The 16865-nt window shown below is 59.8% G+C and carries 11 protein-coding genes; 6 read left to right on the top strand and 5 right to left on the bottom strand.

Annotated features, from left to right (window positions below):
• Window positions 1-5 precede the first annotated feature (5 nt).
• The 3 genes from ACOYXJ_RS19690 to ACOYXJ_RS19680 form a co-directional block, all read right to left on the bottom strand.
• A complete protein-coding gene (locus ACOYXJ_RS19690) occupies window positions 6-4631 on the bottom strand; it encodes an RHS repeat-associated core domain-containing protein (RefSeq protein WP_460371134.1) in 4626 nt (1541 codons plus the stop codon).
• A complete protein-coding gene (locus ACOYXJ_RS19685; protein ID WP_460371132.1) occupies window positions 4628-7534 on the bottom strand; it encodes a type VI secretion system Vgr family protein in 2907 nt (968 codons plus the stop codon). The genes ACOYXJ_RS19690 and ACOYXJ_RS19685 overlap by 4 nt, the downstream gene beginning before the upstream one ends.
• A gap of 126 nt (window positions 7535-7660) precedes the next feature.
• A complete protein-coding gene (locus ACOYXJ_RS19680) occupies window positions 7661-8176 on the bottom strand; it encodes an Hcp family type VI secretion system effector (RefSeq protein WP_007958075.1) in 516 nt (171 codons plus the stop codon).
• A gap of 478 nt (window positions 8177-8654) precedes the next feature.
• Here ACOYXJ_RS19680 and ACOYXJ_RS19675 point away from each other — a divergent pair, with 478 nt between their 5' ends.
• Entirely contained in the window at window positions 8655-9476 is an 822-nt protein-coding gene (locus tag ACOYXJ_RS19675; RefSeq protein ID WP_460371130.1) for an aldo/keto reductase, read from the top strand.
• A gap of 25 nt (window positions 9477-9501) precedes the next feature.
• The gene (locus ACOYXJ_RS19670) at window positions 9502-9972 is read left to right on the top strand and encodes a DUF1810 domain-containing protein (protein WP_460371128.1); all 471 of its coding nucleotides are present in this window, start codon (window positions 9502-9504) and stop codon (window positions 9970-9972) included.
• Here the strand turns inward: ACOYXJ_RS19670 and ACOYXJ_RS19665 are convergent.
• Window positions 9937-12297 carry a DNA polymerase II gene (locus ACOYXJ_RS19665; RefSeq protein ID WP_460371126.1) on the bottom strand — a complete coding sequence of 787 codons (2361 nt, stop codon included), beginning with the start codon at window positions 12295-12297 and terminating at the stop codon, window positions 9937-9939. The genes ACOYXJ_RS19670 and ACOYXJ_RS19665 overlap by 36 nt on opposite strands.
• Before the next feature lie 198 nt (window positions 12298-12495).
• Here ACOYXJ_RS19665 and ACOYXJ_RS19660 point away from each other — a divergent pair, with 198 nt between their 5' ends.
• On the top strand, window positions 12496-12936 hold the full coding sequence (locus ACOYXJ_RS19660) for a CBS domain-containing protein (RefSeq protein ID WP_150795859.1): 441 nt from the start codon (window positions 12496-12498) through the stop codon (window positions 12934-12936).
• 131 nt (window positions 12937-13067) lie between these two features.
• Here ACOYXJ_RS19660 and ACOYXJ_RS19655 read toward each other — a convergent pair whose 3' ends face one another.
• The gene (locus tag ACOYXJ_RS19655) at window positions 13068-13691 is read right to left on the bottom strand and encodes a glutathione S-transferase (protein WP_460371124.1); all 624 of its coding nucleotides are present in this window, start codon (window positions 13689-13691) and stop codon (window positions 13068-13070) included.
• A 1113-nt stretch (window positions 13692-14804) separates the two neighbouring features.
• On the opposite strand from ACOYXJ_RS19655, the gene ACOYXJ_RS19650 reads away from it, so the two are divergent.
• From ACOYXJ_RS19650 to ACOYXJ_RS19640, 3 genes are all read left to right on the top strand, one after another.
• On the top strand, window positions 14805-15629 hold the full coding sequence (locus ACOYXJ_RS19650; protein ID WP_401044289.1) for an energy transducer TonB: 825 nt from the start codon (window positions 14805-14807) through the stop codon (window positions 15627-15629).
• Window positions 15630-15696: 67 nt separating this feature from the next.
• A complete protein-coding gene (locus ACOYXJ_RS19645) occupies window positions 15697-16383 on the top strand; it encodes a MotA/TolQ/ExbB proton channel family protein (RefSeq protein WP_371857975.1) in 687 nt (228 codons plus the stop codon).
• Entirely contained in the window at window positions 16383-16784 is a 402-nt protein-coding gene (locus tag ACOYXJ_RS19640; protein WP_007918272.1) for an ExbD/TolR family protein, read from the top strand. The genes ACOYXJ_RS19645 and ACOYXJ_RS19640 overlap by 1 nt, the downstream gene beginning before the upstream one ends.
• Window positions 16785-16865 lie beyond the last annotated feature (81 nt).

Below are 16865 nucleotides of genomic sequence, written 5' to 3'. Positions count from 1 at the left end.
TTTTTCTACTCCACAAATGCTTTGCCAGTAATTACTTCGATATCAACGCGCTCACCTTTGGTATCGTTTACCTTGAACGTCTTACTGATATACGCATCCGCTCCGCCGCACTTAGCCGAATTATCGATATATTTGTCCGCTTTCTTGAAAGCATCCTGTCGGGCTGCTAGGTCTTTTTTATTGAGTTTTCCTTTCAACTCCTCAAGCTTTTTCTTAGCATCGCTAGCGGTCAGAGGCGTATCTTGGTTCCATGCGACAGACTCTTCAAGCTTGGCACCTTGAGCTTGAATACGTCCTCTATGGGCTGCCAATCCTAAAGGATCGACCCACCCCATAGGATTCGGGGCATACTGATAAATATTTATGCCACCCTCATAACTTATTGGGTCCTTACTAATAAACCGCCCTACCCCCGGATCATAGTACCGATACCGGTTGTAATGCAGCCCCGTCTCATGATCGTGATACTGCCCCTGGAACCGTATCGGGTTCATCACGCCATGCTGCCGCGCCCATTCCGAACGCTGCTCCGTCACCTGTCCCCACGCCTTGTACTGCGCGGTCCAGGCGATGTCGCCTTGCGCGTCCGTCAATTCCTGCGGCGTGCCGAGGTGATCACACTGATACCAGGCCAACGCATCAATCGGTAACGCCGTTGCCTTGTGATTCCACACCGGGTCTTCATCGAGGCTGTATTCACCACTGTAATCCGGCAGCCTAATCAGATCGATCGGCGCGTGCCGCACAGCCTGTGCCACAGGGACAAAAGTCCCCGGTTCGAAGACGTAGTGCACCGTGCGACCCGGTTCGCCATCGCTTTGCGCTGGGCTGCTTTCAAAGGCGAGGTTGTCGCCATCCCAGCCGTACAAGGTGAAGCCGCAGCCGAGTTCGCGCTGCTTGCGCGCGTGCTCGTTTCTGTTCCAGAGAGAGCCGGCTTCAGGACGTTGTTTGTAATGCGCGCGCGAGTTTTTATGCAGGCGGCGTCCCAGTGCGTCGTAAGCGAAATCCACGCTCAGGCGCGGATCTTCGAAATGCACCAGTCGATCAAACAGGTCCCAACGCAGATCACTGCGTTGACCGTTGTGCCAGCGCTGGATCTGATTACCGCGTTCGTCGTAGTCGTAGTGGGTGCCGGCGTATTCGCGCAGCAGGTTGTCGACCAGTTTGCTGCGCGGTGGCGTCAGATCCAGTGGGCGACGGATTTCGGCAGTCTTGTCATCCAGCAGGTTACCGGCCGGGTCGAAGGCGAAAGTTTCAACGCCTTGACGCGTCACGGCGCTGAGCAGTCGGCCGACGGGATCGTAGCGATAGGCGAGCGGGCCGCGACGACTGTCGTTGATGTCAGTCAGTTGGCCGGCAGCGTCGTATTTGTATTCGCGCTTGAGCAGAGTGCTTTTGTCATCGCTGCGCCCTAGCAGTTGCTCCTGCAAGCGACCGGCCGGGTCCCAGCTTTGAGTTTGCAGCAAATGGTTACCTTGATGACGGGCAACTTCGCGGTGCAGGTCGTCGCGTTCATAACTGATCAGCTCATGCTCGTCCAGGCGCATGCCCAGCAGATGGCCGCTGCCGTAAGTGAGCCAACTGACGCGGTGGCCGTCGGGGCGCACGGTGGCGACTCGTTGGTTGAGCACGTCGTACTCGTGCTGCCAGATCGCGACGGTGGGTTTTTCCAGGCCGAGGTAATGTTGGTGCTCGCGCAGCAGATTGCCGGCCGGGTCGTGGAACCATTGCAGACGGCTGCCGGCGTTGTCGGCCAGCACCATATTGCCGTTGCCGTCGTAGGCAAAAGTCTCGCTTTGTGACTGCTCGCCCTGGGTAGCACGACGCTCGATCAGGCGGCCCATCGGGTCAAAGCTCGCCGAGATGATGCGTTTGCCATTGATCAATTGGGCGAGGCGACCAGTTATCGGGTCGTACTGATAGCGAGTGCTGCGCCCGTCAAATCCGCTTTCCTCCAGCAGTCGACCGACCGGGTCATAGTGGAAGTGCGCGCGTTGTTCGTTTTCGTTTTCCAGGGCCGTTAGCCGTCCGAGCCGGTCCCAGCGATAGCGCAGGGTTTGCTCGGCAGCGTCGATGCGTTCGGCGATCAAACCGGCAGCGCTGTAGCTCCAAGTGGTGCAACGATCGAGACCGTCGACATGTGCCAACAACCGACCTTCGGCGTCACGCTCAAAGCGCTCTTCGGTCTTGTCCGGGTGCTTGATCAGCACCAGTTGGCCGGCCTTGTATTCGTACTCGGTGGCGTTGCCGGCAGCGTCGGTGAAGCAGATCATCTGCCCCAGTTCGTTGTACTCCCAGGCGCTGGTCTTGCCCGAGCAATCGACGTACTCGACCAGTTGCCCGGCATCGTTGTAGTCGAGGGTTTTTTCGTTGCCGTTGGCGTCCTTGATCGCGGTGGGCTGGCCGGATTTGTTGTAGGCGTATTCGGTTTTGTTGCCCAGCGGATCCAGCGCTTCGACCAGGTTGCCTTGGTCGTCATAGGCACGCTGCCACTGACCGCCCTCGGCATCGCTGATCTTGATCAGCAGATCCTGATCATCGTAGGCGTAATGCATCACCGTGTGATCGGCGCGAATGTGTTCGAGCAGGTTGCTGCGTTCATCGTAGCTGTAGCGATCGGTGCTGCCGTCGGCATTCACACGGCGCACGATGTTCTTCGCCTCGTCGCGGAAGAACCATTCCGAACGCTCGTCCGCGTAACGGATGCGATAGGTGTAGCCAAGGATGTCGTAGTAGTGCCAGGTCTCGTTGCCGAGGGCATCGGTGACATAGGTCAGGCGGATGTTTTCGTCCCATTCCAGACGCGTGTCGAAACTGGCGTCATCGGCCCATTCGCGCACGGCTTTGGCCTTGGCGCTTGAACCGTCCCATTGCAGGTTCATGCCGCGCCCGGTGCGGTCGGTGTAGCGGGTGATCAGGTGGTGCTGGAACTGATACGACCAGACGGCGCCGTTCTCGTCCTGCGCCTGAATCAGGTCGCCATAGGTGTCGTACTGATAGGCGCAGAGCTGGCGCAGCGGTTCGCCATCAACGATCTGCCAGAGGCCGATAAACCGGCCGTGATCGTCGAGCATCGTGCCGAGGTGCAAATGGACTTTGGTGAAGTCTTTTTCCTGATAGGTGATCAGATCCGAGAGCAGCGAGTGTTCGCCGTGACGATGCTCGTAATGCAGCATCACTCCGGCGCCGTTGCGCAGCGAAATGTTACTCAGCACAAAGCGCTGGCCACGGCGGACGTAGGTTTCCTTGCGCTCGAAACCACGGCACACCAGCAACTGATCTTCGCTGGCACGAACGAGGGTGATACTTTCGATGGCGTCGTAGTGGAACAGACCGACTTTGGGCAACGGATAGCTGTGATCGCGGCCATCGGCGCCGTAGAAGGTCAGGCCATCATCCACGCAATCGAAACGTGTGGTGAACTCGTTGATCCAGCGGGCGCCGAGTTCGTTTTGGTCGTATGCACCCAAACGTGAATTGTAGGTACGCATCCACACAACCGGGAAAGCCCCGGGTAAACTGAAATCGGTATGGCTGAGACTTTCCGAACCCAGGGCAAAGTTAATGCTGTGACGGGTGCTGGAGCAGGCACAGTTTCTTTTCGGATTAGGGGCGTGAGTCGCCGGAGCCTGTCGGCCCGTCGCTCCCAGCGCCCCTTCCGAGGCAGTGCGCTTGGCCTGACTGGTCTGATCTGGTTTGACACCGGCCCCTTGACCATGGGCATTGCGCTTGCGCCACAGAGCCACGGCACTGGACAGTATCAACAGCAACCAGCCGATGGAGTTCTGAACGGACTCGTCGTCCAGCTTACTCAACTGGGTGCGCAGCTCCGGGCCCATCGCTCGCAGTTTTGCGGTTTCCGTAGCAACCCGCTTCTTCACGTCATCGGGCAGCAGGTGATCGGCTGCACTGTTGGCCAAACCTTTGCCTGCGGCTTTATAAGCGCTGCAAGCGGCGCCGAAGATGTTGCCGAACGATGCAAGGGGATCATTCTTGAATTGATCGACCGCTGCACTCGCTTGTGCGCCGGCCGCATTGAGATCGCCCTTGGCATCAAGCTTGCCATTGGCCACCGTATCGAGACCTTTGGCTATTTCGTTAATGACGTCCTCACCTAGCTTGCCAGCGTCCGCCAGAATCCCCGGCAGCTTGCCTTTGGCCTGTTCAACGAAGTCATCGAGGGTGCCGATGATGGACTCGTTCAAGTGGCCGATCAGGACTTCGATGACCGATGAACTGAGCAGCATCTTGCTGCTGGCCTTCATCTCCTGACGCACCAGGAACAGTGTCGGACGCAGGGTCATACGGGCTGCCGCCATCGCCGGTGGCAGCGGCAAAACACCGATCAGGTTGATGCCCAGACTGGCCCAGGCCAACAGGTCGCGTTTCTGCGCGTTCGACAGCGTGACGATGTCACCTAGCGCATCAACCAACGCCATGATGTTGCCCACCACTGGTAAGGCCCCGGCGACATTCTTGATCCGGTCGAGAGTGACCACACCACCACTGGCGGATTGCAGCCAGGCGTCGAAGGTTGTCGCACCGCTGGCGACATCCTGAATGTCGATGGCATTCAGGGGAACGATGGCAACCTGGGGTTCACGTTTTACAGCAGCATTTTCAGTGGTCATGACAGCATCTCACCCGCCAACAGGCCCGGGGTTTTCAAGGAAGGTTTTGGCAGACTCGGTGCAGGCAGGCTCGGCAACTTGCCGGCCTTGCTTGCTGCCCCCAAAATCCCCGACGCACTCGGCAACGCCGCACTCGCCAATTTCGGCAACCCGGCCACACCGCCCTGCACCACACCTTTCACTTGCTGCGCCGTTTGCATCGCACCTTGCGCCGCCTGCATCGCACTCATCCCTGTCTGCGCCATGTCCTTGCCCTTCTCCAACATGTCCCAACTCTTGCTCGGCAACACCTGCGCGACCATCGCCTGCACCTGACTCGGCACGTCTTCGGCCCCCGGCGGATTCAACGGCCACTCCGGCTTGCCGATGTAACTGCCATCGCTCCACGTGTCCGCCGGATCCTTGCCGAACAACACCCGCGCCGGCCCCGGTGCGGCACCGGCGACGCTGGCGAAACCCTTGCCGTCGAGCTTGCCCTTGATGCTTTTGCCCAGCGCATCGATGACTTCGTAATCACCTTCCTTGATGCCCTGACGCCCGGCGTACTGGTTGAACAATTCCAGATTGCCCTTGCCCGGTTTCGGTGGTTCCGGGAATACCCCGGCGAGACTTTTCGCGCCGGTGTAGGCGAAGTTCGCCGCGTGCGCGGTGTACGGGCCGCTGGTGGCGTGGGTGATGCCGCCGGCGTTGTAGGTGGTGGCGCTGCCGCCGCCCTGGATCACCAGTTCGGTTTTTGCGGTGATGGTGATGCGGTCGGCGTTGGCGGTGATGTTGAGTTTGGCCAGCAGGTTGATGCTGTCCTTCAGTGCGCGTACATCGATGTCGCCGGAGGCCGCGACCAAGCGCCAGCCCATGCTCTGCACGAACAGGCGCATGCCGCGACTGGCACTGGCGAGCAGGCGTTTGCCGATCGACAGGCTGGTGTGGCCAGTGCTGCTCAGCGCCAGGTGTTCGCCAGTGGCGATGTGGCTGGAACGCGGCGTGGTCAGGGCGATGCCGGCGGGACTGGCGAGGACCAGATGCGGTTCGGTGAACTCGGGGAATTCGTTGGCGGTGAGGTTGGCCGGACCGCTGCCGAGTACGCCTTGATGCTGGGCGTGCAGCGCTTTGGCGACGTCGTCCTGATCGCCGGCTTCTTGGGCCTGAAGCTCTTTGGCCTGCACCGCAAAACCGTCTTGCTGGTCGCTCGCGGTGGCGAGGCGTTCAGCGGTTTCCGGCAGATCCTTGTGGTGCTTGGATTCGTTCGGACGCGGCTCGGTGGTGATGAGCAGGCCGGCACCGGCACGCACCGCACCGTGGCGGTCGGTTCTTAATTCAAAACCTTCACCGCGCGGCTGACCGCCGCTAGGGCGCGGATGGGTCAGATAACCGAGGTTGATTGCACTCGCGCCGTGATCACTGCGCAGCGCGATGCTGATCTCGCTGGTGGTATCGTCGATGCGCAGTTCGTTGGCGCGGCTGCCCTTGTATTCCTTGCTCTTGACCGTGGCCAGGGTCTTGAAATCCGGCAGTTTGTACGGCGGCAGATTGGCGCCGTGGTACAGGCAACCGGTGATCAGCGGCTGATCGGGATCGCCTTCGAGGAAGGTGATCAACACCTCCATGCCCACGCGCGGAATATTGATCGAACCAAAGGTCTCGGCTGCCCAGCTCGACGCGACGCGCATCCAGCAACTGGTCATGTCGTCGTGTTTGCCTTCGCGGTCCCAGAAGAACTGCACTTTCACCCGGCCGTACTGGTCGCAGTAAATCTCTTCGCCTTCCGGGCCGCAGACCACCGCGCTCTGAGTGCCGAGGACTTTCGGTTTCGGGTGATCGAGCGGCGGACGGTACGGCACGTCCCACGGAATCGCGCTGAAGCGGTTGCGGTAGCCCTGGTGGAAATCGTCCTTGTTGTCAGTAGTGTCGCTGGTCACCGATTCTTCGAGCACCTGCGGCTGCTTGCCTTCGTGGAAGATTTCGGTGAGCAGCCAGAGGTCGTTCCACGTCGGGTTGGCGTGCTCGGTCAGGGCGAGAAAATGTCCGCTGACCAGAATCGGCTGATCGCTGTTGCCTTCGGCCAGACGGTAGTCGCTGCGATGGCGTTCCAGCGCGCGATTGGCCAGGTGTTTGCCGCGCTCGCGGTCAACGAAACGGCCCGGGTAATCGTAGTCTTCGAGGTCCGGTTGCGCGCTGCTTTTGGCGTCGCTTTCCAGCTCGATCTTCGGTTTGACGAAGTCGTAATCGCGGCGGGTGGTGCGGCTGGTGCGGGTGGCCAGACGCAGGCCGAAGCGCTTGACCACCGGTTTGTCGGCGACCAGTCCGGAGTCCTGCTGATAGGCCACTGGCGCCAGTTTCGGAAACACCGTCTGGTCATCGCCGAAGGTCAGTTTGTGGCCGCTGGACGTGTGCTGGAAGTGGTAGTGAATCCCCTCCTCTTCGCACAGGCGCTGGATGAAATCCAGGTCCGACTCGTCGTACTGCACGCAGTAAATGCGCTCGGGATAAATCGCGCTGAGCTGGAAGTGGTAATCGCTGGCGAGAATGCCGTGTTCTTCCAAGACCTTGCTGATGATCTGCTGCACGGTCATCTGCTGGAAGATGCGCTGGTTGACTCGGTGCGCGAGGTAGGCCAGTTGCGGACGCAAGGAAATCTTGTAGCGGGTCAGGCGCTTGCCCGCCTCGCCCTGGGCGACGCTGTAGACCAGCCCGTGAATGCCCGTACCGCTGGGCGACAGCTGCAGAAACGCCAGTTTGTGCAGCACGCTTTCGAGGTTGATCGAGGCCTTTTCGCTGACCAGTTCCAGCTCGAATTCGAACGGCGTGTTAAGGGCCTCACGACCGGTGAACGACAGCACTTGAAAGTCGCTGTCGATGCCATCGACGGTCAGATTGAAATGAGGCTGGTTGGCCGGTGAGAACATCCCTTGTTCCTCGCGCAGTGCTGCGACGCGCAACAGCCCGCTGTGGGGCTATTGGCAAAATTTCTTTAGAAGTGAATCCGCCCCGACCGGCGAAACCGGCCGAGGGGGTACAACAATCAGTCGCGATTAAACGACTGGAGCACGCCAGTCATCGGAACCCGAAGTACCGGATACTTCGTGGGTCCAGGTGATTTTGCGGTAGGTGAACTGCACTTCTTCCAGGTGGGTGAAGTGGGCGTTCGACGGGTCCTGGCAGTTGTGCATTTTGTTGTTGATGGCGACGATGATCGCGTCTTCCAGTTTGGTGGTGTAGTAGTGCTCTTGGGTGCCTTGAGCCGAAGTGCGGTACCACTGGATAACGATTTCGCTCATGCGCTCGCCGGAAGTCAGCGCCGCTTGCAGCAGCGGCGAAGCCTTGTCGTAGACCTTGGTGATGACCACTGGCTTGTGCACGCGCTGACCGGTTGGCTGACCGGACTGTGGGTCACGCGGGATGATCACGTCGTGGGTGAAAGCCTGAACCATGACCTGGTCTTCGTGGCCTTCCTGGTAGGTGTTGCCGACGGAGTCAGCGGTGAATGCGCCTGCAGTGATCAGGCCTTGTTTTTCGCCGGTAACCGACATGTACGCTGGTGTTGCCATGGGGTGCTCTCCTTGCTTGAAAAGACATACCTCACAGGCACCATTGCCTGAAAGGATGGCCATGCGCCATCAAACTTCGTGCCAGCTTTTATGCAGCCCATACGGATCAATGCCTTGAGCTCATCGACTGATCTTTTCCTGTGATTAAGCCAATGAAAAACAAGGGAAAGTGCGCAACTTTTTGCGCAGTGGTGTGCAAGAAGTTGCGCACTTGGCTGGAGGCCACGAGCTACGCGGCCTGTAGAGACTTACCCGGGTCAAAACAGGCAAGGCACTGCGCAACTTCTTGCGCACTTGTACGTGGATGGATAAAGAAGAGCGCCAGATCAAAAGATCGCAGCCTTCGGCATCTCCTACATGGGAAACCGGTACGCATAAGGAAAGCGCTGCCGAAGGCCGCGATCTCTTTGCTTATTGAACCCCTGAGCTATCCTGCTGCCCACTAAAAGGTATCGACACATTCAGCAAGGAGGTTTGCATGCGTACCCTCGAATTGGCCGGCGTCCAGGTTCCGGTGATTGGCCAAGGCACCTGGCGCATGGGTGAAGATCGCTCGGCGCATAAGCGTGAAGTGGCGGCGCTGCGCACGGGTATCGAGCTGGGCATGACCCTGATCGACAGCGCCGAAATGTACGCCGAGGGCGGTGCCGAAACCGTGGTCGGCGAGGCCATCGCCGGCCTGCGCGATCAGGTGTTTCTGGTGAGCAAGGTCTACCCGCACAACGCCAGCCGCAAGGGCATCCCGCAAGCTTGCGAGCGCAGTTTGCGCCGGCTCGACACCGACTACATCGACCTCTATCTGTTGCACTGGCGCGGCCAGTATCCGCTGGAAGAAACCGTCGAGGCGTTCGAACGTCTGCGCGAGGACGGCAAGATCGGCCGTTGGGGCGTGTCGAATTTCGATGTCGACGATCTCGAAGAACTCTCCAGTTCGGTCTGCGCGACCAATCAGGTGCTTTACAACCTCGAAGAGCGCGGCATCGAATTCGATTTGCTGCCGTGGTGCCAACATCAGCGCATGCCGCTGATGGCTTACTGCCCGATTGGCCAGGGCGGCGCGATGCTGGCTGAACCGGTGCTGAATGAGATTGCCGCTCGTCATGGCGTGACCCCGGCACAGGTTTCGCTGGCGTGGATTCTGCGTCAGGATGGTGTGATTGCGATTCCCAAGGCTGTGCGGCCGGAACACGTGCAACTCAATGCACAAGCCGCGCAACTGCAACTGGAGGCCGGGGATCTGGCGGCGCTGGACCAGGCGTTTCAAGCGCCACAACGCAAGCAGCGGCTGGCCATGGTCTGAGCCAGCGGCTGGCGAGGGCTTCGCGATGAGAAGCACTGATCAGTACGACCCGTTCAACCTGCAACGTTTTGTCCAGGCCCAGGATCCGGTGTTCGAGCGCGTGCAACGCGAACTCGACGAGGGCCGCAAACGCAGCCACTGGATGTGGTTTGTCTTCCCGCAGTTCGCCGGTCTGGGCGGCAGTGAAATGTCCCGGCGCTTCGCCATCGGTTCGGCCGAGGAAGCCCGGGCTTATCTGGCTCACGAACTGCTCGGAGCCCGACTACGCACCTGCACGCAGCTTGTGCTGAAGGTGCAACAGCGCTCGATCGCGGAGATTTTCGGCCATCCCGATGACCTGAAATTTCATTCCTCGATGACCCTGTTTGCTCAGTTTTCCGCTGATGACAGCCTGTTCACACAAGCGCTGGAACGCTATTTCCACGGCATTCTCGATGAGTGGACGCTGCAACTGCTCGACTCAAAACAGGCCCAGTTGCCCGCCGATCAGGGTTGAGAAATCGTCGTCGACAAACGGCAGAATCGCATCCGCCACCGGTTGCAGTTGCCGGGTGATGTAGTGGTCGTAGTCGATGGCGGCGCGGCGCACTTCCAGCGGCTCGGGACCTGCCAGGGTGATGACGTAGCTGATCCAGCCGCCGTTCTGGTATTGGCGCGGGCGCCCATGCTGCGCGTTGTAGTCGTCGGCCAGCCGTGCGGCGCGCACGTGCGGCGGCACGTTGCGTTCGTAATCGTCGAGGGTGCGGCGCAAGCGCTTGCGGTAAACCAGGCGATCGTCGAATTCACCGGCGAGGGTTTTGCGCACGTAGTCGCGCACGTAATCCTGATACGGCTTGCGCTGGAATATCCGCTCGTAGAGCTCCTGCTGGAATTGCCGGGCCAGCAGCGACCAGTCGGTGCGCACGGTTTCCAGGCCCTTGTAGACCATTTCATCGCTGCCATCGGCTCGGGTGACGAGGCCGGCGTAGCGCTTCTTGCTGCCCTCCTCCGCGCCGCGAATGGTCGGCATCAGAAAGCGTTTGTAGTGAATTTCGAATTGCAGTTCGAGGGCGCTTTCCAGGCCATATTCATCGCGCACATGCTCGCGCCACCAGTCGTTGACGTGCTTGACCAGCGCATGACCGATGCTGGCCGCTTCTTCCTGCCCGTGCGGGCGACGCAGCCAGACAAACGTCGAGTCGGTGTCACCGTAGATCACCGCGTGGCCCTGTTCTTCGATCAGCTTGCGCGTGCGCAGCATGATCTCGTGACCGCGCAGGGTGATCGATGAGGCCAGCCGCGTATCGAAGAAGCGGCAGCCGCTGGAGCCGAGCACGCCGTAGAAGGCGTTCATGATGATTTTCAGCGCTTGCGACAGCGGCGCATTGTGTTCGCGCTTGGCGATCTCACGACCTTCGGCCACCCGCGAGACGATCGACGGCAGGCAATGGCGGGTGCGCGAGAATCGGGCGCCACGGAAGCCTGGCACCGAGTCGGTATCGTCCGGGTGTTGCAGGCCTTCGATCAGGCCGACCGGGTCGATCAGAAAGGTGCGGATGATCGACGGATACAGACTCTTGTAATCGAGCACCAGCACCGACTCATACAGGCCCGGTTGCGAGTCCATGACGAAGCCGCCGGGACTGGCCTGCGGCGGATTGGTGCCGAGGTTCGGCGCGACAAAACCCTGTCGGTGCATCAACGGCATATACAGATGGGTGAACGCCGCCACCGAGCCGCCGCTGCGGTCTGCCGGCAAACCGGTGACGCTGGCGCGCTCCAGCAGAAAGGTCAGCAACTCGGTCTTGGCGAAGATCCGCGTGACCAGTTCGCAGTCCTTGAGGTTGTACTTGGCCAGCGCCGGTTTGTCCTCGGCGAACATGCGGTTGATCTCGTCCATGCGCTGGTACGGGTTGTCGATGGACTTGCCTTCGCCGAGCAGGGTCTGCGCGACGTTTTCCAGGCTGAACGAGGGGAAACTCCAGGTCGCCGAGCGTAGGGACTCGATACCGTCGATGATCAGTCGCCCCGCTGCCGAGGCGAAGTAGTGATTGCGGCTGCCGTGTTCGCGCCATTGCATCTCTTCGCCGCCACGGCCGATTTTCAGCGGCACACCGAGGCGCCTAGCGTGTTCGTGAAGGATGCGCAGATCGAACTGCACGACGTTCCAGCCGATGATCGCATCGGGGTCGTGGCGGGCGAACCAGTCGTTGAGCTTCTTCAGAATGACCGTGCGCGATTCGCAGTATTCAAGGTCGAAGTCGACGATGCTGTCATCGCCGTTCGGCGCACCGAGCATGTACACCTGACGCTCGCCACAACCTTCGAGGGCAATCGAATACAACTCGCCCGTCTCGGTGGTTTCGATGTCGAGCGAGACCAGGCGCAGCTTCGGTCGGTAATCGGGGTCAGGTTTGAGCTGGGCGTTGAGCAATACGCCGTCGGCATCGGGCGTGCCGCTGAACCGCACCGGTGCGGTGATAAAGCGCTCCATCAGATAGCGTTCCGGCGGGCGCACATCGGCTTCGAAGACGTCGACCCCGTTACGGTTGAGCGCGGTTTCCAGGCGCATCAACTGGCCGTGTTGCTGGCAATACAGCCCCAGTACCGGGCGATGCTCGAAATCCTGCAGGGCCAAGGGGCGCAATTCGACATTCTTTTCGTCGTGCAGCAGACGTTCGGCCGCTTCGCGCTGCTCGGCAGGAATAAACGCCACCGACGGCTGATGCGGCAAGCGCACACGGCGCGGCCCGGCGTCAGTCGCCAGCCAGAACTCGACTTCGGTGCCGGCCGCTGTATCGCGCCAATGCCGGGTCAGGACGAAGCCCCGCGGTAAATCCACCACTGCAACCTCAGGAATTGAAACAGAGGGGCATTCTACGCGGCATTGCCTGGGATGACCCTGGCGATAAATCGCCGTCAGCCACGGAAAAAACCGGCAAATGACGTTTTTTGCGTGTTATCTGCCGCTTTGCCACCTTGCCCTGCGCGCTTGCGTCTACGATGCTTGGATAACAACGACAACACCTGAGTAACCACCATGAAGACCGTCGCCCAACTGCTCAAGCTCAAAGATCAGAAGAATCAGGATGTGCACCAGATCAAACCCGATCACATGGTGCTCGAAGCGCTGATGAAGATGGCCGAGAAAAACGTCGGTGCCTTGTTGGTGGTCGAAGACGAAAAAGTGGTCGGCATCATCAGCGAACGCGACTACGCGCGCAAACTGGTGCTGCATGGCCGCTCATCCGTGGGCACACCGGTGCGCGACATCATGGTGGCTAACGTGATCACCGTGGACACCCATCAAACCGTCGACACCTGCCTGGGCATCATGTCCGACAAACGCCTGCGCCACTTGCCGGTGGTCGAGAACGGCAAGTTGATCGGCTTGCTGTCGATCGGTGACCTGGTCAAGGAAGCGATTGCCGAGCAGGCGGAGCTGATCAAACAGCTGGAGCAGTACATTCGCGGGGAATAAATCCCTCAACATCCCCCCAATCCCCTGTGGGAGCGAGCCTGCTCGCGAAAGCGGTCTGTCAGTAAAAATGCTGCGACTGACAAGACGCTTTCGCGAGCAGGCTCGCTCCCACATTTGGTTTTGTGGTGAATTCAGGACGGCCAATGCCGGGCGAACACCGGCGCCAGCACCGGATGCCGGTCAATGCGCTGCAACCACGCATAAAACCCCGGTCGCGCCTGCCGTAAATGCTCGCGGCTCCCCGCCCAACGCGTCACTACTGCCGCCAGTACATCCAGCGCCCCCGGCGTTTCGTCATCCAGATACAACTCGGCAGAAAACTGGTCGGCGAACACCTCCCAACTCCAGTGCAAACGCTCGCGCGCACCGGCCACCAGGTTCTGCCGCGAGGCTTCGTCAGGCATCAGCAGCCAGCGCTCCGGATAATCAATGACGCCGATCGCTGCGTAGCAATTGCTGACGATGTAGACCAGACCACGAATTGCCTGATCACGATCATCCGACTTGGCGGGCAGCAGGCCGGACTTGGGAAACGTCAGGCCCAGATGAATCAGGATCGCCGCGCTCTCGGTGATGGCGCTGCCGTCGGGCAGTTGCAAGGTCGGTATCTGCTTGAGTGGATTGAGCTGGGCCAGCGCCTCGGCGGCTTCGGTGCTGGCTTCGATATCAATGAAACGGTAAGCGATCTGGCACAGCTCCAGCGCCGCTTCGATGGCGGCGGCGCCTGAGTTTCTGTGCCCGTAGAGCTGGTACATATCCAATCCCCCCGAAAAGACCATTGCCACAGGGTAGATGGCTGTAGCGCGGGTGTAGAAATAATCTGCCTGTGTATCGGTTTTGGCACGGTTTTCCCATGCACTCGCGACTTGCGAATTCAAACCTCGCAAAACAGCGCTGGCGGTGCCCATCCCGCACCAAGAGCAATCATCGAACGCTATCCGCGTTCTTGTAAGGTGCGATACCGAACCAAAAGTTCGCGTATCCGAGCTGGCAACAAGGAGTTCACCGCGTGAATCTTCAAACGCTCTGCCGCATCAACCTCTGCTCGCCTCTTTGTGCACAACGCCGAGTTCATTCGAACAGTCCCGGCGACCAACGCCTTTACTTTATTACCTGACTCCACGACCGCGCCCTGTGATCGGCAATGACTTATTCGCCGGCAATGGCATGCTATTTATTTTTTAAATACAACTCACAAAGTTATTGCACAACCAATGCATTAAATGAACGCAAGCAGGATTGTCGAACAATAACTTTCAGCGATTTTACAAGTGCACCAAAACAGCTCCAGCGACTTGGACTAAACAGCACAGCAAACATTGATTTCATTTAAACAAGAACAAGGAACATACGCCGTGACCCGCTAAAACATTGGCCCGCACCAAATCAGTCCGCCGCGCACCAGCAAGTGCCCCGGCCGCCAGCCACGCCGCCGCTCTATCCCGCCGATCAGCGTGATAGCGCGTAGAGCCTGACTCGCCTCTGAAAAAGCTCCGTTAACCGGAGTAACGGGAATCCGTGCGCCGGAGAAAAACCACGGCGATGGCAAAACTTATATAAATGCGACATGGGTAACACTCATGAAATAACCGATCTACATTTCGGCAATATCTGGCACAACGGTTGCAATATGTAACAAGCATGAGACACCGACAGTGCGCTCACGCAATAGAAGAACAACCAGGGAATGGCCAATGAACACTCGAAGTCGATGACGCTAAGCCAGTAAGTCTGCACAAGCCTTGTTAACCGGATAGTTGAACTATCGGCTTCTGCACACCTTGAAGAAAGTTGCACCCACCCACTCGAATATCCCTTGGATGTTCGGACGGCACCTTATTGCCCTTCATCAACCCGAGGGAGCTTTAATGAACGATGCGGTAAAGCACAGAACCCTGCCGGGGCCGTTGCGGGAAGCGCCAGTCCCGCCGCCACCGGGCAGGCCGGCGTTTAAAGCCAATACCTCGCAACCCGGCAGTCTGAATAAACAGCAAATGGTCTTGCTGGTGGCTGTGTCGGCGCTGATACATGGCGGCGCCTGGTGGTTTCTCCAGCAATCCAAAACAGAGCCATTGCCAACGCCGCCGCAGATTCCGGAAATGACCGTCGAGCTGACCAGCCCGACGCCACCGGCACCGCCGACACCGGAACCGCCACCACCGCCTCCCCCACCACCGCCTCCCGAACCGGAGCAACCGGTGGAAGACGAGGACGCGGTCAAGCCACCGCCAAAACCGGTGGAGAAGCCCAAACCGATCGAAAAACCGAAACCGGTCGAGAAGCCGAAACCGGTGAAAAAAGTCGAGCCGCCGAAAGCTCCACCGGCCCCGGCACAACCGGCTGCACCCGCTGCCCCGGCCACCCCGAGCGCACCGCCGGCCCCTGCCGCTGCGCCCGGTCCGGTCAAGGAATCAGCAGCGATCTCGGGCCTCGCCAGCCTCGGCAACCCGCCGCCGGAATACCCGTCGCTGGCCCTGCGGCGCAACTGGGAAGGCAGCGTGGTGCTGCGCATTCAGGTGCTGGCCAACGGTCGCGCAGGCTCGGTGACGGTGACCAAATCCAGCGGCAAGCCACAACTGGATGACGCTGCTGTCGCCGCGGTGAAGAACTGGAAATTCATCCCGGCCAAACGCGGTGACACGCCGATCGACGGCTTCGCCACCCAGACCATCGATTTCAAATTGCCGCAATAACCGAACGCTCAATCAACGCACAACCGAATAACGCAAGCGAGGTGTAACCATGAACGATTTGTCTTCGATGATTGTCCCCGGCGTGCTCTGGGGTCTGGTGCTGTTTTCCGTGGTCAGCTGGGCGATCCTGCTGGTCAAGTCGGCGCAGTACCTGCGGCAGAAAGCGCAGAACAAACAATTCACCAAGGCCTTCTGGGGCGCGCCGGATCTGCTTACCGCCGCCGAACACGCCAGCCAGTACCCGGGCTCACTGGCGCGCATCGCCAGCAGCGGTTTCGAAGCACTACTGGTGGAAGACTCGCCACGCACCACGCAACAACTGGCGCACACCATCAACCGCTCGGATCGCCTGGAACGCAACCTGCGCCAGCAGATTCAGAAAGAACGCCGCTCGCTGGAAAACGGCCAGGCGATCCTCGCCAGTATCGGCAGCACCGCGCCGTTCATTGGCCTGTTCGGCACCGTGTGGGGAATCATGGAAGCGCTGAAAAGCATCGGCGAAACCGGCTCGGCCAGCCTTGAAGCGGTCGCCGGACCCATCGGCCACGCACTGATCGCCACCGGTGTCGGCATCGCTGTCGCCGTGCCAGCGGTGCTGATCTACAACTTCTTCCTGCGTCGTCTGAAGCTCGCCTCGGCAGACATGGATGACTTCGCCCACGACTTCGACGCCCTCGCCTCGCGCAGTGCGTTTTCCATCAGCCGTCAGGCCATCGCCAGCAAAACCACAGCCGCCGTGCGGGAGGCCAGCTGATGTCGTTCTCCACTCAAGACAGCGATGAAGTGCTCAGCGAAATGAACGTCACGCCACTGGTCGACGTGATGCTCGTGCTGCTGGTGGTGTTCATCGTTACCGCACCGCTGATGACCAACGCGATCAAGGTCAACCTGCCGAAAACCGACGCCGTCGCCCCCGCCGAAAAGAAAGACCCGGTGGTGGTCAGCGTCGATCAGGACGGCAAGTTCTATCTGGCGAAAACCGAGTTGGCCCCGGAATCACTGGAAGCCAGCCTCAAGGAGGTCAAGGCCAAGGACGCCGAAGTCCGCGTGCAGTTGCAGGCCGACTCCGCCGTCAATTACGGCCAGGTGGCCAAGGCCATGGCGTCGATCGAACGCTCAGGCATTACCAAAATATCGGTGATGACCACCCACTGAGTGCGGTGGCGGGCGCGCCTTGAAAGACGCGCCCGCCACCGCCCGCTGAATCCTGTCGCAATCAGCCGACCGAAAAAACGC

Source organism: Pseudomonas sp. Tul2A7 (genome assembly GCF_054790505.1).
Note: the sequence above shows the minus strand (reverse complement) of the source record. Positions and strands in the feature narration are given on the sequence as shown.